Source organism: Nocardiopsis mangrovi (assembly GCF_042653925.1).
GTDB classification, from domain to species: Bacteria; Actinomycetota; Actinomycetes; order Streptosporangiales; family Streptosporangiaceae; genus Nocardiopsis_B; species Nocardiopsis_B mangrovi.
The window spans coordinates 53,542-76,082 of sequence record NZ_JBHSFQ010000031.1 but is presented as its reverse complement, the minus strand read 5'-3'; the positions used below and the strand labels follow the sequence as shown (position 1 = coordinate 76,082).

The window sequence follows — 22,541 nt, the reverse complement described above, 5'->3', positions numbered from 1 at the left end:
TGCAGGTTATTAATCGGCACGTGCCAATCGTGAGGCAGGCTCATGGGCTGGACGATCACCCTTCCGTCCCTGTTCGCCATGGTGCCTGTCGCGCGTCTGGGCGTCACGGGCCTACTCGCAGGAAAGATGCGCGTTGACGTCGTCGCGCTCATCACCTCTGAACTGTTCACGGCGGCTGTCCGGGCCAGTGCGGGCGACGTCGTGATCCGTGTCCAGGACGGCGACGAAATCCGAGTGGAGGTTCACGACCAGCGCGGCCGATACCCGCGCACTGACGCCTCGGCGTACCAGGCCGACGTGAACGCGCCTGACGGGTTGGGGCTGGTGTCCAGCCTGGCGACCGCGTTCGGTTCCGTCCGCCATCGCTCAGGCGATTGCACCACATGGGCAGCAATCGCCCTGTAGCTCCGTCATTCCCTGATGCTGCCGGACTTCCCATCCGGCCCAACCCCCGAGGGGGACCTCTCATGCGCTATATCGCTGGTGTCGTCCTGATGCTCGAACTCGCCGTTCTGATGGCCGTTCCCGCTGCCCGGCCCGGCGCGCACCGCGTCGGCGGCCCCGTCCCGCCCCCGCGGTACAGCGGCTCCGACGCCCCCACCGCCATGGCCATTGACCAGAACGACCGCTTCCCGCGCGACGAGTCCTACGTCCTGTTCGCCGAGCTGGCCGAGCGGTACCCGCACCGGCCCATCGTCCGACGTCCGTTCCTCGGCGGCTTCTTGTACACGGTGACCGTCGACGGCGCCCTGATCCGGTACCCCATCCGCGTGTGGTCCCTGGCCGCGCTCGCGGCGGTGCTCGCCGACCTCGACCGGCCGGACCCTTCCAGAGTCCGCCCCTACGTGCTCGCCGCTGAGCTGGTGCGAGCCGCGCGGGACGTGGCCGACGCCGAGGAACGCGGCCGGCTGATCGCCGACCAGGCGCGCGCGTTCGCGGAAGCGGGGGCGGGCCGGTGACCAGCATCCTGCACCCGCGCGCGAGCGGGGTGTCTCTGACACGGTCCGACGACTGGCGCGAGATCACCCTCACGGTCGGTCCCGGGGCGGACGTCGTCCTGTACCCCGGGGCCGAGGATCACGACGCACAGGTGGCCGCCCTCGACCGGATCATCGCGACGGCGCGCACCGCGCGGTCGTTGATGGATCAGGCGCGGCGCGATCAGCGGCCCGTGGTGCCCGGGTGAGCCCCGCCGAGTGGCTGCGGGTCCGTCACCCCGGACTCATCGTGTGGTGCGGCGAGCGCACGCGTAAGTGGTGGGGGTTTCACCCTGACGTCGTCGCCCTGCTCGACGCGGCCACGCCGGAAGCTCTCGACGCGCTTCTGTGCCGGGAGCGTGACAGGGCAGTCGGCGCCCGCCACCGGCGCGACCTCTAGACCGCCGTGCCCGGGGTGAACCCCCTGTGTCCCCCGGACGCGGCCGGGCCGCGGGAGTGCTCCCCGCTCCTGCGGCCCTTCCAGCTCCGCCCGCCGGCTTCGGGGATTGTCGGCGGGCGGCCGACCTCTGAGTACAGGAGCCCCCCTGTCGTACCGCCACGGAACCATGACCGCCTACTCACACCACGGATGCCGGTGTGACCGGTGCCGTGCATCCCGAGCCGCCGCCGGGCGCCACCAGCGCGCCCAGCGTGCGCGAAAAGCGGCACGTGACCCGAGCCTGGTTCCGCATGGCACGGTGAACGGCTATTCCAACTGGCGGTGCCGGTGCGACCGCTGCCGTGCCGCCCAGAGGGACTATGTGCGCGCCTACCGCGCCCGCACGTGATGACCGGCGAACGCCCCCCGATCACGAATGTGAGGACATGACCCCTGCTGACCCCCGCCGCCAGAGGTCACGAACGTGATCATCGGCGACGTCCACGGCACCGCCATTCAGGCAGGGGAGATCTATGCGGACATCCACGTGGGGCCCGCGGGGACGGACCTCGTTCCGCTCACTCCGCAACGGCAGCTCCCCCGCCGCCGGCCGCAGGCGTCCCGGACGCCGTCCTCGACCGGCTTCGGGGCCTGGTCGACGGGCTCCCGGCGGACGGGCTCCGCCTGGTCGTCATCGCGGGGCCCGCCCGGGTAGGGAAGACCGCGCTCGCGCTGCAAACGGCGCACGACCTGATCGACGATGCCCCCGGCACGGCGGCGGACGGGGAGCTGTACTGCGATCTCGGCGGACCCGCGGACCCCACGGACCCGCGGGACCTGCTCTACCAGCTCATCCGGTCCATGGGCGCCCCCCGGTGGGACATCCCCGACACCCTCGCGGCTCGGGCCGCCACATGGCGGGCGCTCACCGACGGGCGGCGCCTGGTGGTCCTGCTCGATGACGCCATGAGCGCGGCCCAAGTCCGAACCCTGTTGCCCGGAGCCGGGGCGCACCTGGTGCTCGTGACCACGCGCCTCGAACTTCCGGGTCTCGTCGCGAATGGCGCCCACTACCTGACTCCCTGACCACACGACAACGGAAGGACAGCGGATGGCAGACGACGGAACCCCATCGAGGCGCGAACTCACCCGGGCGGTAGGGGACATCATCGGTCGCCTCAAGTCGACCGACCCCGAGGTGCGCGCTGGCGCTGCGGAAGAGGCGGAGCGCGTTCGGGAGCTGTTGAACGCCCCGGTGGACGACGAATGACCGCACGACGGTGGCCGGGCGGGGTGGCGATGGTGCTCGATGTGCCGTGGACGGAGGAAGAGCGGGCCGCCATGGTCGAGCTCGAACGCGAGTTCCCGGACGTACGCCTGTGGCGGTCTATCGACCCCGTCACCGGTACCCGGTGGCACGCCCGGCTCGGCGACGGCTCCGAGATCGTGCGCGCAAGCCCCTACCTGCTGCGGAAGACGCTCGCCGACCGCCAGCGCTGACCCACGATGGGAATTGGCCCCGACCGCGCTTCGGCGCGGCTGGGGCCGTCGTGTATCCCCGATGGGCGCGGCCGTGGTGCGGTTCGGTTCGGGCTGGACATTCACCGAATCTCAGCACAGAAAGAGCTTGCGTGTGTACTCTCAGTTGTCGCTGAGGTTCATGCCCCGCACCAATGGCACTGATCCCACACGCCCGTGAAGCAGGCCGACCGCCCGATCCGGAAGGACCATCATGCCCGCTTTGCCACCCATCGGCGCCGAGATCCCGCGCTCCATGATCGCCGTCAACTCCTCCCTCACCTACCAGGGCACCCCCCACACCCTGGACTTCCGCGGAGGCATCAAGAAGCGCGTGGACGTCAACCCGGTCGACCCCATCAACAGCGTTAGGCTGCGGACCGTGGGCTTCAGGCTGACCGGGGAGCACGACAGCCTGGGCACAGTGACCATCGAGCAGAACGACATCGACGCCGATGTGCAGAGCCTTCTGACGCTTACCAGGCAGTTCCCGCCCGAATTCATCGACCGTGACGTGCTGTCGTTCAGCCTGACGTTCGGCTCCGACGACGAGCCCATCATCCTCACCACCAGGGAACCGATGGTCCTCACCGCCAAGCTCACGCAGTATCCCCCGCGTGGCGACCTTTACCAGTTGGAAAAGCCCGTTGAACTGGTGAGCCTCGACGACGGTGACAAGGTGGTGGCCGTCCTGGACGCGCTCCCCCTCAAGACCGGCGGACTGTAGCCGAATCGGGCACGAGTCAGCCTCCCCAGCTAACCGCGTGCGCGCTGGGGGCCTTCGGGTGCCCCCGATCGGCGCGGCCGTGATGCGGCGCGACCACCCCAGGGTCACCGCCGGCGGCGCCCCGGTGACGGCCGACGTCGAGTAGCCGCCGGACATGACGAAGTGCCCCCGCCCACCATGAGGTGAGCGGGGGCGTTCGCTGTTCAGGCCGCGATGGTCTGGTTGTCGGCGGTCGTGCTGTTGTTGGTCGACAGGTTGTCGGCATCGGTGGTCGGCACGACCACACCGCCGGACGTCTGCCGGGCGACGTTCCCGAAGAGCTTCATGTAGTGGCAGGTGTTCGTGATGTTGATGCCCGCGGAGCCCGTGCCGCGCACGCGGTTGTCGGCGATGGTGGAGTGCTCGGTGCCGGTGGAAACCTGCATGCCGTACCCGGTCGCGCCGTTGACCGTGTTGTCGGCAATGAGCAGGTCCGACCCGGCGAACAGATGAATGCCGTTCGAGCCGGCGCCGCGGATGACGTTCCGGTGCACGGTCACGTCGGTGGCCGTCCCGGCGGCGAGCTGCCGGGAGTCGACGGAGATCCCCGACCCGGTCGGGCTGCTGATGGAGTTGTCGGCGATCACCCCGGCGCGGGTCGAAAGCTGGCTGATGGCCGTCGACCCGATCGCGTTGAGCACGTTCCGCGCGATGCTGTACGTGGTGACGTTCGAGATCCGCAGACCGACCGTGCCGGAGCCGTCCACCACGTTGTCACCCACGACGACCTCGGTCACCAGACCCGTGGTCTCGCCCTCGACGATGATCGCGCCGACCGAGGTCGACGGCGCACCCGCGATGGTGGCGGTGTCGTTCACGATGTTGTTCGTGATGACGATTCCGGAGAGCCGCTGAGACCCGGTGATCGAGCTGCCGTCCGGCCTCGTGCGGTCCGCGGCCTTCGAGGAGTCGAGCGACCGCACCCAGATGCCGGCCCCGCACTGCCTGATCGTGTTCGCCGAGATGATGGCGTCGCGCCAGGTGTACGCCCCCACGGCGTACTCGCGCGTGGCCTCGATGTGGTTGCCGATGACGCGGATGTCGCTGTGCTGCTGGTCCGGGCTCGCGGAGTGGGAGCCGATGCCGCGCCCCCACGGGCCCGAGCCGGGCGTGCCCGACGTGGTGACCGTGCAGCCGGTGATGACCACGTCTCGGCACGGGGTGGCGTCGTAGGGCCCGAACCCGCCGAACACGCTCTGCCTGAACGCGCCATCGAGCTGGATCGCTTCGGAGAAACCCCGGTCCCCGACGCTGTCGACGAACCCGGCGCACGTCACGCGCTCGACCTGAAGCGTCTCCGTGCTGTTGGCCTCGATGGCGTGGTAACCCGGGACGTCGAGGATGACCGTGTCCCGGATGGTCACCCGGCGGGCGTGCCCGATGCTGATCACCATGTTGTGCTGGCCGACCACGGTCCCGTTCGCGTTCCACGTGCCGCCCTCGATGAGCAGGTCCCCATGACCGGAGTACCCGCCGTAGTTCTGGTCGGCGTCGCCGTTGAGCAGCATCGTGCCGGGCGCGTCGCGGCGGATGACTGCGTCGGGGGCGAGCCACAGGTGCGTGCCGCGGTAGATCCGGAGCGGGCCCGACCGGATCGAGTACAGGCCGCCGGGCACCCACACGACCCCGCCCCCGGCCGCGCCGGCGTCGGACAGCGCCGCCTGAATCGCGGCGGTCGCGTCCGTGGCGCCGGTGGGGTCGGCGTCGTAGGCGACGACGTCGCGGACCCCGGTCATGCCCCCGCCGCCGGGGCCGCCCGGGGGGAGCTGGGCGGCGGGGACACGCCCGGTCATGTCGAGGGTGGCGATCCCGCCCGGCGCACCGCGCGAATTCTCCAGCCCCACCACGCGCCCGGCGAGCCCTGCGTGCTGGGTCTCCAGGCTGGTCACCCGGGCCGGGGTGTCGGCCGGGGCCAGATGCACGCGGCCGACACCGGGAATGCTGCCGTCTGGGGAGCCGATGAGGAACAGGTGCGGGACGTCGGCGGGGTCGATCCATCCGGGCAGGGAGATGTACCCCCACGCGTCGCACTCCAGCAGCCCGCCGGGGATCAGGGCGCCGTCGAGGGTGCGCAGGTCGGTCACCTGCTGCCCGCCCTCGGCGGCGTCCCAGACGGACGCCTGGGCGTAGGGGATCGGGCGGCCGTCTTGGGTTTCGGCTCGCCAGGTGCCGCGCAGGTAGGTCCGCGCCATCAGGCATCACCACCGGGGGCGGCGTTGGCCGGGGCGCCTTCGAGGCGCCGCTGTACCCATGCGGCGAGCGCGGTCACGGCCGCGGTCCCGGCCGCCGCGGCGAGGGTCGCCCAGTCGATGACGGAGCCGGGGACGACCTGGTCGAGGATGACGGCGCGACGGCGACCAGGACGACGGAGATGAGGCCCTGAACCGCGGTGCGGAGGGCGCGGGTGCGGGCGTCGGCGGCCGTCTCGCTGCGGCTTCCGGGCGTGGGGTTCGGGGATGCGTGCACGGTTCCTCCAGGAACGACAAAGCCCCGGCCGTCGGCCGGGGCGGGCAATTGGTTTTCACGCGAAGTGTCGCGGGTGACTCTGGACTGCGGGTCATGTGCGGTTGGGCGGGATCAGGGTGCGATGGGATGAGGTGGCCTCACTGGAGGGCCTGCTCCGCGATCATGATCGGCAGTGGTGCCATCAGGTACGCGACGCCCACGAGTCGCCAGCGTGTGTGCGCGAAGCGCCGCGACCACGACAGTCCCAGCACGGCCAATGCGATCACACCCACCCCCATGGCGCACCACCACACGAGTTCCCGCCATGTGCCTGTGCCGCCTGAATCGGAGATGCCCAGCGCCATGAACATCATGAAGTACCACTCGGCGAATGCCAGGGGGACCGCCAGCACGGTCAGGCCGGCGTGGGCGGCATACGCCCATACGGGTGGGTGCGGGTCCTTGGCCTGTTCGCTGGGATCGCTCATGCGCTTAGCGTGACGCCCGTCGCGGCCGTCCGCCTGAGTACGCCTACTCGTTTCCATCAGGTGTGCGGTAACCCTCAGCCTGAGGGTGATCATCCTCCACGCTCGGCCGATCGGCCGGGGCGGGTGGATGGTGGTGAGGCCAGCACGGGTCAGAGGTGTGCCTTGATGAACTGCGACATGATCTGCTTCGCCGCAGCGCCCGTAATGCGGTCGCCGAAGTTCTGCTTGCTGCCCTCGGCCTCGCGGGCGGCGAGCACAGCCTTCGAGGTGGCCGGGCCGTAGTCGCCGTCGATCCCGGCGGCGCCGACCGAGTGACCCCCCTTGGTCAGCAGCTCTTGCAGGTACTTCACGCGCTCTCCGCGGTCTCCCTGCCGTAGTCCGACCATGTCGTCATCCCCTTCGGTGGGTGAGGTGGTGGGCATGCCGTCGCGCACCCAGTCGTAGAGGCGGGCGCCGGGGCATGACGTCGAGAAGCCGTCCCGGTGGCCCAGGACGTCGAGCTGTCGACCGGTGCGGCGGTTGGCTTCGGCGTACAGCTCGGCGACCGCGGCCAGGGCCGCCGAAGAGGGCAGAGCCCGGGAGTAGGTGCCGATGACGCACACCCCGAGCGCCGACGTGTTGTGGCCGGGGCAGTGGGCGCCGGCGGTCGTCCACCCACGCCCCTCGTAGATCCGCCCGTCGTCGGAGATCAGGAAGTTGTATCCGACGTCGGACCAGTTGCGGGCCGGGCCCATGTGGAACGCCTGGATCTGGGCCGGTGTCTGGGTGGTGGGGCCGTCTGAGTGGTGGACCATGAACCCGCGGCGCGCGGACAGCGCCACCGTGGTCCGGGATCGTGGCGGGCGTGCGCCCCAGCGGGCGCGGCTGATGATGTCGACCATGCGGTGTACCTCCTGGGCATGGGTGAGACCCGGCGCACGGCCGGGGCAGTGGTGGGCGGGTCAGGCGAGCAGGGCGACACCGATCGACACGGCGGCACTCACGACCAGGGCGAGAATCGACACGACGATCCCGATCGTCCGCGCGCTGCCGGCCTGGCGTCGTGCGAGGTCGTCACGGGTGACCGCGAACCGTTCGAGCGCATCCACGCGGCTGTCGAGGGCGGCGAGCTGCTCGGCCTGGCCGTCCACGCGGCGGTCCTGCTGGTCGAGCCGCTGAAGGATGACGTCGAGCTGGCCGCGGGTCGCTGCGAAGTCCGTGCGGACGTTCGCGAACCCCTCGTTCACCGACCCCTGGAGACCGAGGATCGCGAGCTGTACCCGGTCCGAGAGCTGGTCGTCAGAGCCCATCACGTCGTCTCCGTGATGGCGACGTTCCCAGCGACCGACGCCGTCACCCCCGACGCGATGTTGCCGTCCGTCCGTGCGGTAGGCGCGCATCTGCACACCCACCGACCCCAGCTCGACGGAGCCGCGGAGCCGCCCGGCGGTGTCGTAGGCCAGCAGGGCGAGCGCGTTCGGGCCCACCCAGAAGTACGAGGCGCCGACCTGGATGCGCACCCCCATGTCGCCCAGGTACTCACCCGCGCTGATGACGGCCGTATCCGACTGGCCGGGAAGCGCGTACTCGATCCTGGGGTACAGGCCGCCGGGGTCGGGGTCGATGGTGATCTGGGAGGACCCGGTGTCGCCGACGATGACCCGGCCGCCGCGCACGTGAAGACCACCGTTCGACACTCCGGCGTGGCGGGTGCGCGGCGCGGTCTCCAGCGCGCGCAGGCGCCGAAGGATGTCGTCGAGGGTCCGGCGCAGCCATCCCGCATCGCGGGGGGCGTTCTGGTTGCCCATCAGCGGGCCTCCTCAAGGGTCAGGGTGGTGGTCTCGGTGGGGGCGGGCACGGTGCGCATGCCGATGACCCGCACGTCGCGCTCGATGGGCCCGGCCGGGAACCTGGCGGGGTCGTCGATGCGCAGCCGCACCCAGTCGCCCACGCTGACGGGCGGGCGGCCGACCAGCTCGGCGGCGGGGATCTCGGCGGGGCCGCGGCGCCGCGCCAGCTCCGCGCCCGCCTGCGCGCTCAAGGTGCCGAGCTGGGAGGTGGACTTGTTCGCTGCGGCGGCCTCGATGAGCGGGTACCCGTCGACCAGGGCCCTGCGGTCGACGGCCTCACTCCACCGCATCTCTGATTCCTCGCCGGCGCCGAGCGATGCCACGTAGGTGGCGGTGTCGGACGCGTCCTCGTCCCAGTCGTAGCCGCTGATCGTGCCCGGGTACTCCAGGACGAAGGTGTCAGGGCCGGGCGGGCGGCCGAGCCGCGGGTATCCGAGGACCAGACGCCGCCGCGCCTGCCCGCCGGTGGTCAGGTAGGGGTCGGTGCGCCACTCGAAACCGTCGACCAAGTCGGCGAGCTGGTCGAGGCGTTCGAGGTAGTCGGCGAACTCGTACCCCTGGTAGGACGAGTCGGTTTCGCCGTCCGCGGGCACGTGCCGGTCGGCCACGGCCGGGAGTGCCCACGAAGGGTCGGCGGTGAGTGGGAGTTCGTCCGCAGGAAGGGGGTACGCGCTGACCAGGGCACGGCCACGGTCCGTGTCCCGTTACCGGACCAGCTCGTTGCTCAACTCCGGGAGCACCACGCCACCCAAGAGACGGAGCGCGCAGCCGCGGGCGAGGCGTGGGAAGGGGGCCGGTGGGGGTTGGTGTTCGCCGACCCGATCGGCCGACCGATCCAGCCGCGCGCGGACTACGTGGCACCAGGTCTTGGCCGCGGCCGGGGTCCCGCCGGCGCGGGTACACGACGCTCGCCACACCTCGGCGACGCTCCTGCTGGCGCAAGGGGAGGACATCCGCGCCGTACAGCACATCCTCGGCCACTCCTCGCTTTCGCAGACGCAGCGCTACACCCACGTGACGCGGTCGGTGGCGCGGTCGGCGGCAGCGCGGATGGGGGAGGCGCTGTGGTCGCATCCGAAGAAGCCGGACCGCGTATGAGGGGTAGAGGGCTGTAGGCCGCTGTGGACTGCAACCCGAACTGCAACCCCCAACAAGAATGACGCCCCTCCGGAACGGAGAAGCGCCAGTTCAGATGCTGTAGGGCCCCAGGGGATCGAACCCTGAACCCGCGGATTAAAAGTTTGCTAAATAGCTGCCGTTGGCGTTCATCCTGTGCTGCTTCGTTCCATTTTATGCCCGCTGCGCTGCCACCCCATGCCAAGCAACGCCGCCCGACACCGCCCTGCTTCCATGACCACCGAGCACACGCGGAGCACGCGTTCGCTACTCGGTCCGGATTGACCCTAATGGACGATATCAGGGGAATTGAGTTCCTGTGCTTACAATGCGAATACTCGAAGTCCGGTTGGAAGATCTGATGTCCCCGATTGATGGAATTCTGGGGATTTGAGATGAATCAATTTCGGGGAGGCTGAATTCTTTTCACGTGGGCGATGACTGTGGTGTATGGTGTCGCCACGTGCGAATAGAACGGCCCCAACGGGTGCGCTAACACCCTGCCGGGGCCTGACTCCAACATCCTGACGAGACCAGGAGTAGAGCTAATGCTGGACTTTATCATTCTTTGCGTGTGCGCTGTGGTCGTCACCGCGACTCTCATCGCCTCCGATCTCCCTTAGCCCGAGTTGGACTCGCCATCGGGCTCGGTGCTGGAAGTCCCTTCGCTTGAGCTTCCCCCACTGACCGGCCACGGGCCGCGAGGACGGCCCCGGGTATCTCTCCGTGTCCGCGCGTACGCGCCCACTCCTGTCCTTCCGGAAGCGGCGGTGCTCCCGCAGCGTGATCCGGGCTGTGTCCGCCCTTTCACCGAGTTCTCGCCCCGGGACTTCATCGGGCTGAACGCCGGGCGGAACGATGAGGAGCCATCCGCCGCTGCCCTTCCCCGAGTGCTGGCGGGTTTGCAGGCGTTGTAGCCCTACAGGATCGAAGCCCTCTGTTGTTAGCGCAATTGAGGGCTTTCCTCATGTCCGGGTTTCTCGTCTCGGGCTTTCACAGCGGTCGAAGCGAAGAGCTGCCAGCAGAACAGGAGACGCGTGATCTGCGGCAACAGAGGTTCTCGAAGTCTTTGGCCACACGGAGTTCTCCGGCGCTACGCTGCCGCGGGTAGGCAGTGGTCCGAGGGAGTGGTGGGATGCGGGAGATCGAGGCGAAGTACCGGGTGCCCAGCGGCGACGTCGAGGCGGTGCTGGCCGCCTTGAAGACGTGCGGCTTGGCGGTCTCCGATCCGGTGCACCAGGACGACCAGGCGTATGCGCAGGCGGGCTGGGAGTACGGGATGCCGAAGGTGGGCGCCACCTTCGCCCGGTTGCGCACCACGCGCGAGGGCCACGTGTTCACGGTGAAGCGGCCGGTGTCCGGCGAGATGGACTGCGTGGAACACGAGACCGCGGTGGCCGACCGGGGGGAGATGCACGCCGCGCTCGCCGAGATGGGGTTCCGGCCCACGGTGCGCATCGTGAAGACCCGGCGCACCGCCTCGGCGGCGGCGGTGTCGGTGTGCGTGGACGAGGTCGATCATGTCGGCCTCTTCATCGAGGTCGAGACCGTGGTGGCCGATGACCGCGACGGGGTGGCGGCGCAGGCCGAACTGGACACGTTCGTCCGAGGGCTCGGGCTGGACGTCGAGCGGACCACCGACACCTATGACTCGCTCGTCCGCGCCGCCACCTCTTAGAACAGGGTCGGAGCGCCGCTCTCGGCGGGGTTTTCGGTCTCCAGCAGCCTGACGGCGTCCGGCCGCAGGCCGACGGCAACGGCGGAATGGTCGGTCAGCGCGCGGCCTTCGCGGGTTTCGTGGAGGTAGGCCGATGCGGTGAGGCGCCCGGCCAGGGCCGCACCGACGTGGACGTAGTCATAGCGGTAGCCGTCGCCGGTCCGCCCGACCCAGGAATGCGGGTGGTCCCGTGGGTGGATGCGGGTGTGGGCGTCGACCAGCCCCACCTTCTCGAGTTCTTCGAGGAGACCGTACTCGTAGGCGGCGAATCCGGGATGGCGGGGCTCGTGGGTGCGGGCGATGACGTTGTAGTCTCCCGCGATCACCAGGTGTTCCCGCTGGTCGGCGGGTAGCCCCCGCACGGCGGCCAGCACGGTGGTGATGAATTCCTGCTTGCTGCCGTCGGTCTTGTTGTTGGGAACGTAGAGGCCGAGGACGCCGATACGCGGGCGGGTATCCAGCAGGGTGTAGACGGCGCGGCCGGGGATGCTCACGCCGGCGAACTCCGGCCGGTGCCCGCCGGCGATGGCGACGCGGCTGAGGATCGCTGCGCCGCGCTGCCCGCTCGCTCCTTGCGTGTGGACGACCTCCCATCCGGCTTTGGTGTAGCGGTCGAGGAGTAGGGCGGTGCCGGGGCCGGTGCTGGTCTCGCTGAGCGCGATGACCTGGTCGTCGCGGTCGGCGAGCCAGTCCAGGATGCGCGTGGCGCGCGGTTCGGCGGCGGCGCCGATGTTGAGGGTCAGGACGGAGATCACGCCGGATCGCTCCTTGCTGCGAAGGGGTCGGGGAGACAACGGAGGATGCGCCCGGCGATCTGGCCGGGGGGCAAGCCGCGGCAGTCAATGGCGGCCTGGTTCCATCCGCGCGCGGCCAGGAAGCTCCGGGCGTCGCGGTACAGCCCGAGTTCCAGTTCGATGCCGCCTTCCTTTTCCAGGCGTGACAGCGTAGTGCGCGCGGCGAGCCGAGCGCCGATGGTGTCGGGATCGTCCTCCAGGTAGACCGTCAGGTCGGGTGCGGAGGCGTGCCGGTTGTACTCCCAGATCTCGGCGGCGGACAGGCCGTCGATGCGCTGGAGGACGAGAGAGGAGGGGACGTAGCGGTCGCTGACGACGTGAGTTCCACCGCGCAGGGCCGGTGTGATCTCGTGTGCGATGTGGATGTAGCGGTCGGCGGCGATCGCCAGTGCGAGTGCTCGGCCGATGAGTCCGTTCTCCTGGGAGCGCGCCAGCCGGCCGAGTGGGGTGTCGGTGGGCTCGGTGGTCGTGTGTACCGGGTCGCCGATGCCCAGGCGGGCGGCGATCGCGGCGACGGTGGTGGTCTTGCCGACCCCGTTGGGGCCTTCCACCACGATGAAGAGTGGCTTCACCGGGTGCTCACCGGGAGCAGGCGGGCCGTCTCCGGCACGACGGGACACTGCTCGGTGTCGACGTCGCCGATGAGGCCGCCATTGGCCACGACGGCGGCCGGACAGCCCTTGCCGCACTGCGTCTCCATCTCGCATGAGCGGCAGGTCGGGTTGTTCCCGACCTGGTAGCGGGAATGGAAGTCGTAGCCGTCCAAGGGGTCGGCGACGTCGTGGGTGAGGATATTGCCGGTGAGGAAGTCGGTGTCGGGATAGCGCGAGACGGGGTTGCGGGCGGCGAAGACGAGGTAGGGGCACACCGCCGTCTGGCCGTCGCTGAAGACGTAGATCAGTTTCCCGGCGTCGCATCCGCCGAGCGGCTTGTCCTCGTTGGGGAAGCGGATGTCGACCAGTTCAACCTGGTCGGCGAAGCGGGCGGTGACCGCGCGGATCGCGTTCATCTTCTCGGTGTCGGCGGCCAGCTGACCCTTGGACTTGATGCCGCGGCCGAAGCTCGACAAGGGGTTCATGAGGACGTACTTCGCGCCGATCTCGGCGGCGAACGCGCACAGGTCGGCGAACTCCTCGGGATCCGTCAGCGTGTTCGGGGTCGACAGCAGCCCTTGGAGCAGCCCCGCCTGCGCGAAGGCGCGGGCGGTGGCCACGGTGGTGGTGAACGAGCCCCGATTGCCGCGGAACTTGCCGTGCGAGTCGGCCCGGAACCCGTCGAACGAGATGTTGACGTGCACGTCCCCAATCTCCGCCAGGCGCTCGATCTGGGCCCGGCCGGTCTGGGTGGCGTTGGTGCAGATGCCCAGCGGCATGCCGGCCTCCGCCACGGCCTCGCAAATGCCCATGATGTCGGGGTGTACGAAGGGCTCCCCTCCGGTCAGAGTGATGCGCTCGACACGGGCGGCGCGCAGCCGCGGCAGCACCTTGCCGGTGATGTCGGCCAGTGACATGTCGGCGCCCTCCTTCGTGGAGGAGACGAAGCAGTGGGCACAGTGCAGGTTGCAGCGCTCGGTGATCTGCACGAGGGCCTTGCGGCCATCGCCCCCGACGCTGGTGCGGAAGTAGCAGGACGCGGCGTGGGTGTCGACGAGCAGGGATCGCTTCATGTGATGCTCCAGGGTCACGGGAGAGCGGATGGGGACGAAGGCCCCGAAGGTCGGTTCGCGGTGATCTCGCACCAGGCGTAGGTGCGCCGGTCGCCGATGCTCAGGCCCCACCGCCGGGAGACCGCCGCGAGGAGGTAGAGACCGCGGCCACGGTCGGCGTCGGGCGGGGGAAGGCAGGGCATCGGAGCCGTCAGAGCGCCGTCCGTTCCGGGGTCGGTGACGGAGAGCCATACGCTCTGGACCAGGCGCCGAACCCGCACGGTGGCCAGGCCGCCGCGGGAGTGTCTGACGGCGTTGGCGAACATCTCAGCGGCGGCCAGTTCCACAGAGCCGTGTGCGTCGGCCGAGAGCGGGCTCGCTGTCTTGATGACCCACGCGCGCACCTCCGGTGCCTCTTTGCTGTGCACGTGGAAAAGCCGACCCGATCCGTCCCCCAAGGGAGAGAACGGCATGTGATCCGCTGCCATGGTGGCCCCCGCATCTTGCGTGACTGCCGCGTGGGCCCAATCTCAGCGGGATAGCCTGCGGGTCACCAGGGCTTTGCAGCAGTGGTGGCGCTTAACGTGCTCAACCGAGGCTCCGAGGGAGTTGAGGCCCCATGCCCCCCGCATCGGCTCGTCCCGACAACGAGGCTCTGCGCGCAGTGATCGCCGAATCCGGGTTGTCCTACCGGGCGCTGGCCGGCCGCGTACGATTGGTCGCCGCCGAGAACGGCGAGAACGTGAACACCAACTCGGCGGCCATCAGCCATTGGGTGCAGGGCACTCCTCCGCGCCCCGCGACCGCCACCTATCTCACCGAAGCCCTGAGCCGCGCGGTGGGCCGGATCGTCTCTGCCACGGAGATCGGGGTAGCGTCTGCATCGGACGCGCCGCCGAACACCCTCGCCCTGGCAGGCGATCCGGTGGCCGCACTCGCCGAGATCGGGAGGTCGGACGTGGACCGGCGCGAGTTCCTCACCTCCGCGGTGTACTCGGTCAGCGCGCTAGCGCTGCCCTTGGCGCCTGAGGCGGCCACCGACGCGGCACAGCGCGGAACCCGCTCGCGAGCGGGAGGCACCGTCGGCGCGCGCGAGGTCGATGCCGTCCGCGATATCACCGACGCGTTCACACGGTCCGACGAACGGCTGGGTGGCGCGGTCAGCCGTTCGGCCGTGGTGGAGTACCTCGTCTCCGACGTCGCCGCCTACTGCAAGGGCCGATTCGCCGACGATCAGGCGCGGCGCAGCATGTTCGGGGCCGCGGCCGAGCTGGCCTACCTGGCGGGGTGGAAAGCACACGACGCCGGACGCCGGGGCCTTGCGCAGCGCTACTATCTGCACGCCTACCAGCTCGCGGACGAGTCCGCGTCCCCGCACGCCGCCTATGTGCTGCGCATCCTCGCCCACCAGGCGATGGACACAGGGGTGAGCGAGCACTGCGTCGACCTGGCCGACGCCGCGCTCGCCCGCGTCAAGGGCCGGACTTCTCCCGAGACGGAGATGCTGTTCCACCTCACCGCCGCGCGCGCCCACGCCGCCGAACGCAACACCCGCCCGGCCCTGCGCGCGCTGGCCACCGCTGAGAAGCTGATCGACCAGGCCGGGCAGGACGAGTCGCCCCGGTGGGCCAGCCTCGGAGGCCCGGCCGAGGCCCGGCTGACCAACCAGGGCGGCAAAGCCCTGACGGCCCTCGGCGATCTGATCGGCGCCGAGGAGCAGTACCGCCGCTCGGCCGCGTGCTGGAACCCGGCCACCCACCCCCGCATCCACGCCCTCACTCTGGCCGATCTCGGCGAAGCCCAGGTCCGCCGCGGCCACCTCGGGGAAGCGTGTGACACCTGGTCCACCGCGCTGGACAGCATGGCCGGCGTGCGCTCGGCACGGGCCCGCGACGCTGTGGCCGATATCCGCGCCCACATACGCACCTACCGCGGGCGCGGCGTGCCTGAAGCGGCCCGGCTCGACGCGAGGGCCGCGCGATGGCAGCGGGACCACACGGCGGCCCAGAGCTGACCCGACGCTCCGTCTGGTGGTTCTCATGACGGTTTCAGGACGCAACGGGAGCCGTTGCCGGTGTGCAGGCTGATGGTTCTCACGGGTGATGTGGTGGATGGATCGCTGAGGTGGCCAGGTTGCTTCATGCGGCGTGTGCCCCCTGGTGGTAGCCGTGAAGTCGGGTGGCGAGATGCGTTCGCTCCGGGCCATGACGATGGGTTCGGGGCCAGGCGGAAGCACTGCTCTGGGTCGTTCACCGACAGCTCCCTGGGGGAAAGGACGTAGCGGGCGATCTGCCACAGGCCCCGGGCCGACCGAAGTCGACACGCTGACTTGACAGGGAACGGCCGTTGGATGACGTCCGTCGCCTACTCGGGGTCGGCGCAGAGCTGGGAGATCAAGGCGCTGCGGGCCCATGCTTCCCACGTGTCCGGTGACCAGTCGCGGTCGCGGACGAAGATCAGGTAGAGCTGGGGGCTGAGCAGGCCGAACAGCAGGTCCGCCGCCATCTCGACAGAGAGGCCGGGGCGGGCGTCGGGCTTACCGGCCAGGGCTTCGGCCGCTGCGTAGTGCACGGTGTAACGCGGGTCGGGGCCTTGCGGCCATTGCGCGGCGATCTCAGGGTCGGTGGCCGCGGCAGCCGCGATCAGCGGCATGATCGGGGCGACCCGGCCCAGGATCTCGCGGGTGCCGCGGACGTGCGCGCGCAGTTGCCCGGCTGCGGTGGGCTCGGCACACGCGGCGCGAAACCATTCACGATCCATGGTGGCGACAGACTCGGTGTCCCCGGCGATGGACGTGTCGACGACGTCTTTGAACAGCGTGCGCTTGTTGCGGAAGACGAAGTAGACCGTCTGGACGGCCACGCCCGCCCGGTCCGCGACCTCCTGCAGGCTCGTCGCCCCGTAACCTCGCGCGACGAACAGCTCGCGAGCCGCCTCGACGACCTTTTCACGGGTGCGGCGCGAGCGCTCGGCCCGCTTGTCCGGCCCCTTGACTCGATCCATATTGCGAGTATATCTCTAGAGTATGTCACTAGAGTTCAACTCTAAATTCTTGGAGGAGACAGTGAACCGGCCCATCACCACCCGGAATCCAGATCCGGACCTGACCTCACCGCAGCGAGACCAGGAGGAGGAGTCCGTCCACCGCGCACTGGAGCGTTACTACGACGCCGGCAAGCCGCCGTGGGACACCGGCGTGACACCGCCCGAGTTGGTCGCCCTGGTTGGGGGGCACAGTGCGCTGCAGCCCGGCCGTGCCCTCGAACTCGGCTGCGGTACGGGGACCAACGCCATCTACCTCGCACGGCACGGCTGGGAGGTGACGGCCGTCGACCTGATCGACCGCGCCGTCGACCAGGCTGGGGAGAGGGCCGAGGCGGCGGGAGCGGCGGTACGGCTGCTGCGCGGAGACGCCACCCGCCTTGACGAGCTGGACGCGCCCGGTCCCTTCGACCTGTTCTTCGACCTGAGCTGCTACTGCGGGATCCCGCTGCACCGCCGCGACGCCTACGCTGCCGGGCTCACCCGCCGCGCCGCTCCCGGAGCACGGCTGCTGATGTTCGGGTACGGCCCTGAGCCGCTCGACAATCCGATCCCCGAGGTCACGTCGTGGGCGGCGGGCGTCACAGCCGATGAACTCCGCGCCGGGTTCGCAGGGTGGGAACTACTCGATGTCACGCCGGGCACCAACTCGGTGCCGACCTTCTGGTTCACGCTGCGCCGTGACGCCTAGAGAGTCGGTCATGTGGCCCGTCCCCCGACATCGCCCGGCTGGGTGGGCGTGGGGAACCGTGACGGGCGGGGCATGGCACCGTGGGGTGGCCCGCCCTGCCGCGTTACGGGCGTTTCGCGGGGGCGGTGGGTGTGCGTGCCGACAGTGGGGTGTCGGGGCGTTCGGTGACGGCTGCGAGTTCTACCAAGAGGTGCTCTGACCTGCGGGAACGACTGGGTCCGAACTGCGGAGCACACGAGGAGCACACATCGGCCGGATCGGGTGTCTGGTTTGTGGTCGGCACATCGTCTGACCTGCGAATTCGTGGTAGGGCCCCAGGGGATCGAACCCTGAACCCGCGGATTAAAAGTCCGCTGCTCTGCCAGTTGAGCTAAGGCCCCGCGAAGGTTCCAGATCGTCTGGGGATACTTCGCCGCGGCGAGTCTACCGGAGTGGCCGGGTGGTTGCACGGTGCGTGGAGGCGGCTTGGCGGTGGGGAGAGGGTGGGTGCGGACGCGGGTGATGGGGGGTGAGAGGAGGGTGCGAGGCGGGTGTGTGGCGGGCCCGGGCGGGATGGGTGGTGGGGGCCGCGGGAGGTGGGAGGGAGGTGGTGAGGGCGGACATGTAGGCCGCGGGAGGGTGTCAGGGTCGGGGTCAGGGGTGGGCCAGGGGCGTTCCCGATGGGAAAGGGGGCGCTCGGCGGGCAGGCTGTAGGTATGAATGAGAACTTCGGCAAGAAGAGCCTTCGGCGCAGTGGCAGCCAGCGGATTCTGACCGGCGTCTGCGGGGGGATCGGGGAGTACGTCGGTGTCGACGCCAACCTCGTGCGGCTGGCGTTCGCGGTCTTCACCCTCCTGGGCGGGAGCGGGGTGCTGCTGTACGTCATCGCGTGGCTGGTCATGCCCGAGAGCGCCACGGGGACGTCGCTCGTCGAGCACATCATCCGGAACTTCCAGGGCAAGAGGTCGAACCTCTGATGTGGTCGCTGAGAGCCAGGCCAGGGTATGTTTCGCGGCTCCACCGCGATCGCGACGAGAGGTCGGGGGAGCCGTGCCCGGGGCCGAACGGGGCCGACCAGGGTGGGTCCGCGGTGAAGGACGATTCCCGCGCGTCGGCGTCGCCGACGGGGAAGCGGTCCGACCGCTGATGCCCCCTCCTCCGGAGGTCGTCACGGTCGCTCAGGGGCGCGTCGGCTTCGCCGGCCGCCTGGCATCCGGCCGGCCCCTTGAGGGATGGGCGGGTCGCCGGGTGCGGGTGGGGTCAGGCGTCCGTGTCGGGTTCCGATCGGCGCGGGGCCGGGGCCGCGGATGTGGGGTCCTCGGGGGTCGTCGAGGGGGTCGGTGCCGGTGCCGGTTCCGGTGCGGGGTCGGCGGAAGCGGATTCGGCCGGAGGCGGGTGCATGAGGGCGATCGTCCCGGTGGACAGCCGGGACCACGGGAACGCCAGGGCGAGTGCGCCGGCGATGCCGAGGATGCCCGCTGTGGTGACGACCACGTGGGTTCCGGCGGTCTCGGCCAGGAGACTCGCCAGCGCGATGCCGATGCCCTGGGCCGCCTGGAGGCCGGCGGCGACCAGGCCGAACGCCAGGCCGCGGCCCTCTGCGGGGACGCAGAGCACGAACGCGGCGTTGGCGACGATCTGATACGACGCGGTCATCCCGGAGAACGCGAGCAGCGCCACCATCGCCCACAACGGCGGTTGCAGGGCCCACGCCAGCAGGGGGACCGACGCCGCGACCGCCAGTGGGCCGAGGAGCCGGATGCGGGTGTCGGGGGAGACCAGCCGGGTGAGGACGAATCCGCCGACGACGGCTCCCATGGACGGCCCGGCCATGATGAGTCCGGCCGCCATCGGGCCGCCGCCGACCTCGGCGGCGAGCGGGTTGGCCAGGCCGTAGGGGACCATGTAGAAGCCCGCGAGCCAGGCCAGTAGTCCGAGGGTGCGCAGCCGGGAGTCGCCGAACACCAGGCGGGTGCCGCCGCGCGTGACCTCCCAGAGCGAGGGGCGCTCGCCGCGCTCGCCCCGCCCTCCGCGGGCGCCGGTGGGTGCCGGGCGCGACCGCACCCCCAGGATGATGATCACCGCGGAGACCACGAAGGTCAGGCCGTTGTACATGACGGCCGAATTGGGGCCGATGGCGGCGACGACCCAGCCGCCCGCGACCAGGCCGATCAGCGTGCCCGCCTGCGAGGTGATGTTGATGATCGCCGATGCGGCGATGAAGCGCTCCCCCTGCACGATCTCGGTCATGAGCGCCGCGCGCGCCGCGCTGAAGGGCACCATGGGCAGGATCGAGCAGAACAGCAGGGTCCAGATCGCCCAGAGCGGGAGTCCAGGGATGCCGATGCCGGCCACCAGCACCGCCCGTACGAGGTCGCTGGCGATGAGGACGCGGCGGCGCGGGAGGATGTCGGCCAGCCCCGAGAGCAGGGGGCCCGCGATGATCTGCGGCAGGAAGGTCAGCGCCATGGTCACACCGGCCACCAGCGCGGACTCGGTCTGCTGGAAGACCAGCACCGTGACGGCGACGCTGAGGAGGTAGTTGCCGGTCATGGACAGCGCGTGGGCCAGCCACAGGGATTGGAACTCGCGCATGCGCACGACGTCGCGGTAGCCGCGCCGCCAATCGGCGGCGGGGCCGGGTGCGGCCGTCGCCGGAGGGTCGGCGGGATCGGCGGTGCCGGCGGATTCCCGGGGGAGGGGGTCGACTTGTCCGCGGTTCTGAGAGGGGACGTGGATCTTGCGGCTGCCCGTGCGCGGATCACCCACCCGGCAACTCCCTTACTGCTTGCACTGGTGCGCAGTGGCGTCACTCTCGGTTGTTGTCTGATGACCTACCGTTCCTGATGGAGGGTGTGCTTCGCAAGCGGTTTGGTGAATTTCGTGTCTGATTCGTTGCAGATGGCCTGCATAAGCCGCGAATACGGCCGAACGGGATGTCCCGTCGCTTGTCGGTATTCGGGGTGATTCCATTCGTCGCGGGGGCGGCGTCCGAATCATCCCCGCGGGGCCGGGCGGACTGGGCGGGCCGGGGTGGCCGGACCGTCAGGACCAGCCGAGTTCGTGCAGCCGGTCGTCCCCGATTCCGAAGTGGTGCGCGATTTCGTGCACGACCGTAATCCGGACCTCCTCGACCACGTCATCGGGTGTCTCGCAGATCGCGCAGATCTCCCGCCAGTAGATGAAGATCTGGTCCGGCAGGACGCCCGCGTAGCCGTCGCCCCGCTCGGTCAGGGGGATGCCCTCGTACAGGCCGAGCAGCCCAGGCTCGGGAGGGTCCTCGGCCACGGTGATGACCACGTTGTCCATGAGCCCGGTGAGGTCGGCGGGGATGGAGTCGAGCGCATCGCCGACCAGTTCCTCGAAGCGCCAGCGCGAGAGTTCGACCACGCCTCGTATTCTCCGTCATCCGCGCGCCGGCCGGGAGGCCGCCCCGCGTCCGGGAGTTCCGCGACCCGTCCCACGTGCGCCGCGGCATCCCGGCCACGCCTCCGATGTCCTCCATCCGGCACGTTGGGAGCGCGGGGCGCCCGGGCATGATGGAGGCGTGTTGTCTCGGATGAGATCCGCACTGACCTTCGACCCCCGCCTCCTGGCGGCCCGGTTCGCGCGCGTGCGCGCGGGCCGCGCCTGGCGGGTCACGGCGGTGGTCGCCGCCGCGCTGCTGGGCGGCTGGCTCGGGCTGGCGCTGGGCGGCCAGGTGCTGACCCCCATCGGGCCGGCGGACGTCAGACTCAGCGTGAGCCCGACCCTGCACGGTGAGACCGTCTTGGACGTGTCCCCGCTGGGCCGCCTCGCGTTCGACACGCACAGCGCCCCGCTGCGCTTCGAGGCGGCGATATCGGAGATCCGGCTGTCGGCGGCCGAGGAGATGTTCGAGAACCCCGAGGCCATCGACCTGATGGCCGAGCGGATCGGAGCGGAGGTCCGGTCCGGGGTCATCCGCCTCTTCGCGCAGGCCGCCGTCGCCGCCGTGCTCGGGGCGGCCCTGGTCGCGCTGGTGGTGTTCCGGAGCTGGCGGCGCGCCGGCTGGAGTGCGCTGACCGCCCTGCTCACCCTCGCCGCCGCCGGCGGCGTCACGGTGGCGACGTTCAACCCGGGGGCGATCTCCGAGCCCCGCTACTCGGGACTGCTGGCCGGAGCGCCTCAGGTCGTCGGCAGCGCCGAAGGCGTGATCAGCCGCTTCTCCGAGTACCGCGAGCAACTGGCCGGCCTCGTGGGCAACGTCTCACAGATCTACGAGGCGACGTCCGACCTCCCGGTCTACGACGACGACGGCTCGACCATCCGCGTGCTGCACGTCTCCGACATCCACCTCAACCCGGCGTCCTGGAACGTCATCCGCTCGCTCCGAGAGCAGTTCCAGGTGGACCTGATCGTCGACTCCGGCGACCTGACCGACCGCGGCAGCGCCGCCGAGGACGTGTTCGCCGACGACATCGCGCGCCTCGACGTCCCCTACGTCTGGGTGCGCGGCAACCACGACTCCATGGGGACGCAGCGCGCCGTCGAGGCGCAGCCCAACGCGATCGTCCTCGACGATGAGGTCGCCGAGGTCGGGGGCATCACCTTCTACGGGGCGGGCGACCCCCGCTTCACCCCCGACAAGACCCGCGACGACCCGGGCGCCGCCGAGGTGGCCGCCCTCGGCGCCGGGCAGGCCGCCTCGATCGAGGGTGCGGATCCGCCCGTCGACGTCGCGGTCCTGCACGACTCCGTCCAGGCCGGCGCGTTCGGCGGGCACACCCCCTTGGTGCTCACCGGGCACGGCCACGAGCGCAGCACGGAGATCGACGGCTCCGGGACGCGCTTCATCGTGCAGGGCTCCACGGGGGGCGCGGGCCTGCGGGGTCTGGAGGAGGACACCGGCGGGCCGACGCCCTACGAGGCGTCGGTGCTCTACTTCGACGCCGAGACCAAGCGGCTGCAGGCGTGGGACGACATCACCCTGGGCGGCCTCGGACTGACATCTGCCCAGATAGAGCGGCACATCGAACCGGATCCCGACCGCGATGTCACACCGCCGACCGCCCCGCCGGGAACGCCGGGCGCGCCCGGCACGACGAGCCCGGGCACCCCGTCCGACGCCTCCTCGCCGCCGTGACCTACCCCCGGCCGACGCGGAGATCGAAACCGCTTTGGCACTGTGGGGAAA

Annotated in this window: 25 protein-coding genes and 1 tRNA gene; 13 read left to right on the top strand and 13 right to left on the bottom strand. The window is 70.2% G+C overall.

All coding sequences use genetic code 11. The features are described from left to right. Positions 1 to 42: 42 nt before the first annotated feature. The 7 genes from ACFO4E_RS24560 (at position 43) to ACFO4E_RS24530 (ending at position 3,601) form a co-directional block, all read left to right on the top strand. The gene (locus ACFO4E_RS24560; RefSeq protein ID WP_378578663.1) at positions 43 to 405 is read left to right on the top strand and encodes a hypothetical protein; all 363 of its coding nucleotides are present in this window, start codon (positions 43 to 45) and stop codon (positions 403 to 405) included. A 62-nt stretch (positions 406 to 467) separates the two neighbouring features. Beyond that, positions 468 to 959, top strand: a complete 492-nt coding sequence (locus tag ACFO4E_RS24555) for a hypothetical protein (protein WP_378578661.1) — start codon at positions 468 to 470, stop codon at positions 957 to 959. Beyond that, the gene (locus ACFO4E_RS24550; protein WP_378578660.1) at positions 956 to 1,186 is read left to right on the top strand and encodes a hypothetical protein; all 231 of its coding nucleotides are present in this window, start codon (positions 956 to 958) and stop codon (positions 1,184 to 1,186) included. Before ACFO4E_RS24555 ends, ACFO4E_RS24550 begins: the two co-directional genes overlap by 4 nt. Positions 1,187 to 2,217: 1,031 nt before the next feature. Continuing rightward, entirely contained in the window at positions 2,218 to 2,442 is a 225-nt protein-coding gene (locus ACFO4E_RS24545) for a hypothetical protein (protein WP_378578659.1), read from the top strand. Positions 2,443 to 2,467: 25 nt separating this feature from the next. Further along, positions 2,468 to 2,626: a hypothetical protein gene (locus ACFO4E_RS24540; RefSeq protein ID WP_378578657.1), complete on the top strand. Its 159-nt coding sequence runs from the start codon at positions 2,468 to 2,470 to the stop codon at positions 2,624 to 2,626. Then, positions 2,623 to 2,856, top strand: coding sequence for a hypothetical protein (locus tag ACFO4E_RS24535; protein ID WP_378578656.1), 234 nt, complete (start codon positions 2,623 to 2,625; stop codon positions 2,854 to 2,856). The genes ACFO4E_RS24540 and ACFO4E_RS24535 overlap by 4 nt, the downstream gene beginning before the upstream one ends. Before the next feature lie 232 nt (positions 2,857 to 3,088). Then, positions 3,089 to 3,601, top strand: coding sequence for a hypothetical protein (locus ACFO4E_RS24530; RefSeq protein WP_378578654.1), 513 nt, complete (start codon positions 3,089 to 3,091; stop codon positions 3,599 to 3,601). A gap of 203 nt (positions 3,602 to 3,804) precedes the next feature. Here ACFO4E_RS24530 and ACFO4E_RS24525 read toward each other — a convergent pair whose 3' ends face one another. The 5 genes from ACFO4E_RS24525 to ACFO4E_RS24505 all read right to left on the bottom strand — a co-directional run bounded on the left by ACFO4E_RS24525 (position 3,805) and on the right by ACFO4E_RS24505 (position 9,010). Next, on the bottom strand, positions 3,805 to 5,832 hold the full coding sequence (locus ACFO4E_RS24525) for a right-handed parallel beta-helix repeat-containing protein (protein WP_378578653.1): 2,028 nt from the start codon (positions 5,830 to 5,832) through the stop codon (positions 3,805 to 3,807). A gap of 411 nt (positions 5,833 to 6,243) precedes the next feature. After that, positions 6,244 to 6,573 carry a hypothetical protein gene (locus ACFO4E_RS24520; protein WP_378578652.1) on the bottom strand — a complete coding sequence of 110 codons (330 nt, stop codon included), beginning with the start codon at positions 6,571 to 6,573 and terminating at the stop codon, positions 6,244 to 6,246. Between the two features lie 149 nt (positions 6,574 to 6,722). Continuing rightward, complete coding sequence (locus tag ACFO4E_RS24515) at positions 6,723 to 7,454, bottom strand: peptidoglycan recognition protein family protein (protein ID WP_378578650.1); 732 nt, start codon at positions 7,452 to 7,454, stop codon at positions 6,723 to 6,725. Positions 7,455 to 7,514: 60 nt separating this feature from the next. Next, positions 7,515 to 8,360 (bottom strand): hypothetical protein, encoded by an 846-nt coding sequence (locus ACFO4E_RS24510; RefSeq protein ID WP_378578649.1) that lies wholly within the window; start codon positions 8,358 to 8,360, stop codon positions 7,515 to 7,517. Next, the gene (locus tag ACFO4E_RS24505; RefSeq protein WP_378578647.1) at positions 8,360 to 9,010 is read right to left on the bottom strand and encodes a hypothetical protein; all 651 of its coding nucleotides are present in this window, start codon (positions 9,008 to 9,010) and stop codon (positions 8,360 to 8,362) included. The genes ACFO4E_RS24510 and ACFO4E_RS24505 overlap by 1 nt, the downstream gene beginning before the upstream one ends. A 28-nt stretch (positions 9,011 to 9,038) precedes the next feature. Here ACFO4E_RS24505 and ACFO4E_RS24500 point away from each other — a divergent pair, with 28 nt between their 5' ends. Both ACFO4E_RS24500 and ACFO4E_RS24495 read left to right on the top strand, forming a co-directional pair. Continuing rightward, positions 9,039 to 9,500 (top strand): tyrosine-type recombinase/integrase, encoded by a 462-nt coding sequence (locus tag ACFO4E_RS24500; RefSeq protein WP_378578646.1) that lies wholly within the window; start codon positions 9,039 to 9,041, stop codon positions 9,498 to 9,500. Positions 9,501 to 10,653: 1,153 nt separating this feature from the next. Continuing rightward, positions 10,654 to 11,196: a class IV adenylate cyclase gene (locus tag ACFO4E_RS24495; protein WP_378578645.1), complete on the top strand. Its 543-nt coding sequence runs from the start codon at positions 10,654 to 10,656 to the stop codon at positions 11,194 to 11,196. Here the strand turns inward: ACFO4E_RS24495 and ACFO4E_RS24490 are convergent. From ACFO4E_RS24490 to ACFO4E_RS24475, 4 genes are read right to left on the bottom strand one after another with little or no spacing between them, the layout of a single operon-like run. Then, positions 11,193 to 11,990, bottom strand: coding sequence for an endonuclease/exonuclease/phosphatase family protein (locus tag ACFO4E_RS24490; protein ID WP_378578643.1), 798 nt, complete (start codon positions 11,988 to 11,990; stop codon positions 11,193 to 11,195). The two genes, ACFO4E_RS24495 and ACFO4E_RS24490, sit on opposite strands and share 4 nt — an antisense overlap. Beyond that, entirely contained in the window at positions 11,987 to 12,601 is a 615-nt protein-coding gene (gene tmk, locus ACFO4E_RS24485; RefSeq protein WP_378578642.1) for a dTMP kinase, read from the bottom strand. Before tmk ends, ACFO4E_RS24490 begins: the two co-directional genes overlap by 4 nt. Continuing rightward, entirely contained in the window at positions 12,598 to 13,695 is a 1,098-nt protein-coding gene (locus tag ACFO4E_RS24480; protein ID WP_378578640.1) for a radical SAM protein, read from the bottom strand. The genes tmk and ACFO4E_RS24480 overlap by 4 nt, the downstream gene beginning before the upstream one ends. A 14-nt stretch (positions 13,696 to 13,709) precedes the next feature. Further along, on the bottom strand, positions 13,710 to 14,102 hold the full coding sequence (locus ACFO4E_RS24475) for an ATP-binding protein (RefSeq protein ID WP_378578638.1): 393 nt from the start codon (positions 14,100 to 14,102) through the stop codon (positions 13,710 to 13,712). Between the two features lie 191 nt (positions 14,103 to 14,293). Here ACFO4E_RS24475 and ACFO4E_RS24470 point away from each other — a divergent pair, with 191 nt between their 5' ends. Next, entirely contained in the window at positions 14,294 to 15,688 is a 1,395-nt protein-coding gene (locus tag ACFO4E_RS24470) for a tetratricopeptide repeat protein (RefSeq protein WP_378578637.1), read from the top strand. Positions 15,689 to 16,038: 350 nt separating this feature from the next. Here ACFO4E_RS24470 and ACFO4E_RS24465 read toward each other — a convergent pair whose 3' ends face one another. Continuing rightward, entirely contained in the window at positions 16,039 to 16,677 is a 639-nt protein-coding gene (locus ACFO4E_RS24465; protein ID WP_378578635.1) for a TetR/AcrR family transcriptional regulator, read from the bottom strand. Positions 16,678 to 16,726: 49 nt separating this feature from the next. Here ACFO4E_RS24465 and ACFO4E_RS24460 point away from each other — a divergent pair, with 49 nt between their 5' ends. Continuing rightward, positions 16,727 to 17,407 carry a class I SAM-dependent methyltransferase gene (locus tag ACFO4E_RS24460; protein WP_378578634.1) on the top strand — a complete coding sequence of 227 codons (681 nt, stop codon included), beginning with the start codon at positions 16,727 to 16,729 and terminating at the stop codon, positions 17,405 to 17,407. Positions 17,408 to 17,711: 304 nt separating this feature from the next. Here the strand turns inward: ACFO4E_RS24460 and ACFO4E_RS24455 are convergent. Beyond that, positions 17,712 to 17,787, bottom strand: a tRNA-Lys gene (locus ACFO4E_RS24455). A 315-nt stretch (positions 17,788 to 18,102) separates the two neighbouring features. On the opposite strand from ACFO4E_RS24455, the gene ACFO4E_RS24450 reads away from it, so the two are divergent. Further along, entirely contained in the window at positions 18,103 to 18,363 is a 261-nt protein-coding gene (locus ACFO4E_RS24450) for a PspC domain-containing protein (protein WP_378578632.1), read from the top strand. A gap of 283 nt (positions 18,364 to 18,646) precedes the next feature. On the opposite strand, the gene ACFO4E_RS24445 is transcribed toward ACFO4E_RS24450, so the two are convergent. Together ACFO4E_RS24445 and ACFO4E_RS24440 are read right to left on the bottom strand one after the other, a co-directional pair. Next, positions 18,647 to 19,981, bottom strand: a complete 1,335-nt coding sequence (locus tag ACFO4E_RS24445; protein ID WP_378578683.1) for an MFS transporter — start codon at positions 19,979 to 19,981, stop codon at positions 18,647 to 18,649. A 450-nt stretch (positions 19,982 to 20,431) separates the two neighbouring features. Then, positions 20,432 to 20,776 (bottom strand): metallopeptidase family protein, encoded by a 345-nt coding sequence (locus ACFO4E_RS24440; protein WP_378578630.1) that lies wholly within the window; start codon positions 20,774 to 20,776, stop codon positions 20,432 to 20,434. Positions 20,777 to 20,945: 169 nt separating this feature from the next. Between ACFO4E_RS24440 and ACFO4E_RS24435 the strand changes: the two genes are divergently transcribed. Further along, a complete protein-coding gene (locus ACFO4E_RS24435; RefSeq protein WP_378578628.1) occupies positions 20,946 to 22,490 on the top strand; it encodes a metallophosphoesterase family protein in 1,545 nt (514 codons plus the stop codon). The last annotated feature ends 51 nt before the right edge of the window (positions 22,491 to 22,541 follow it).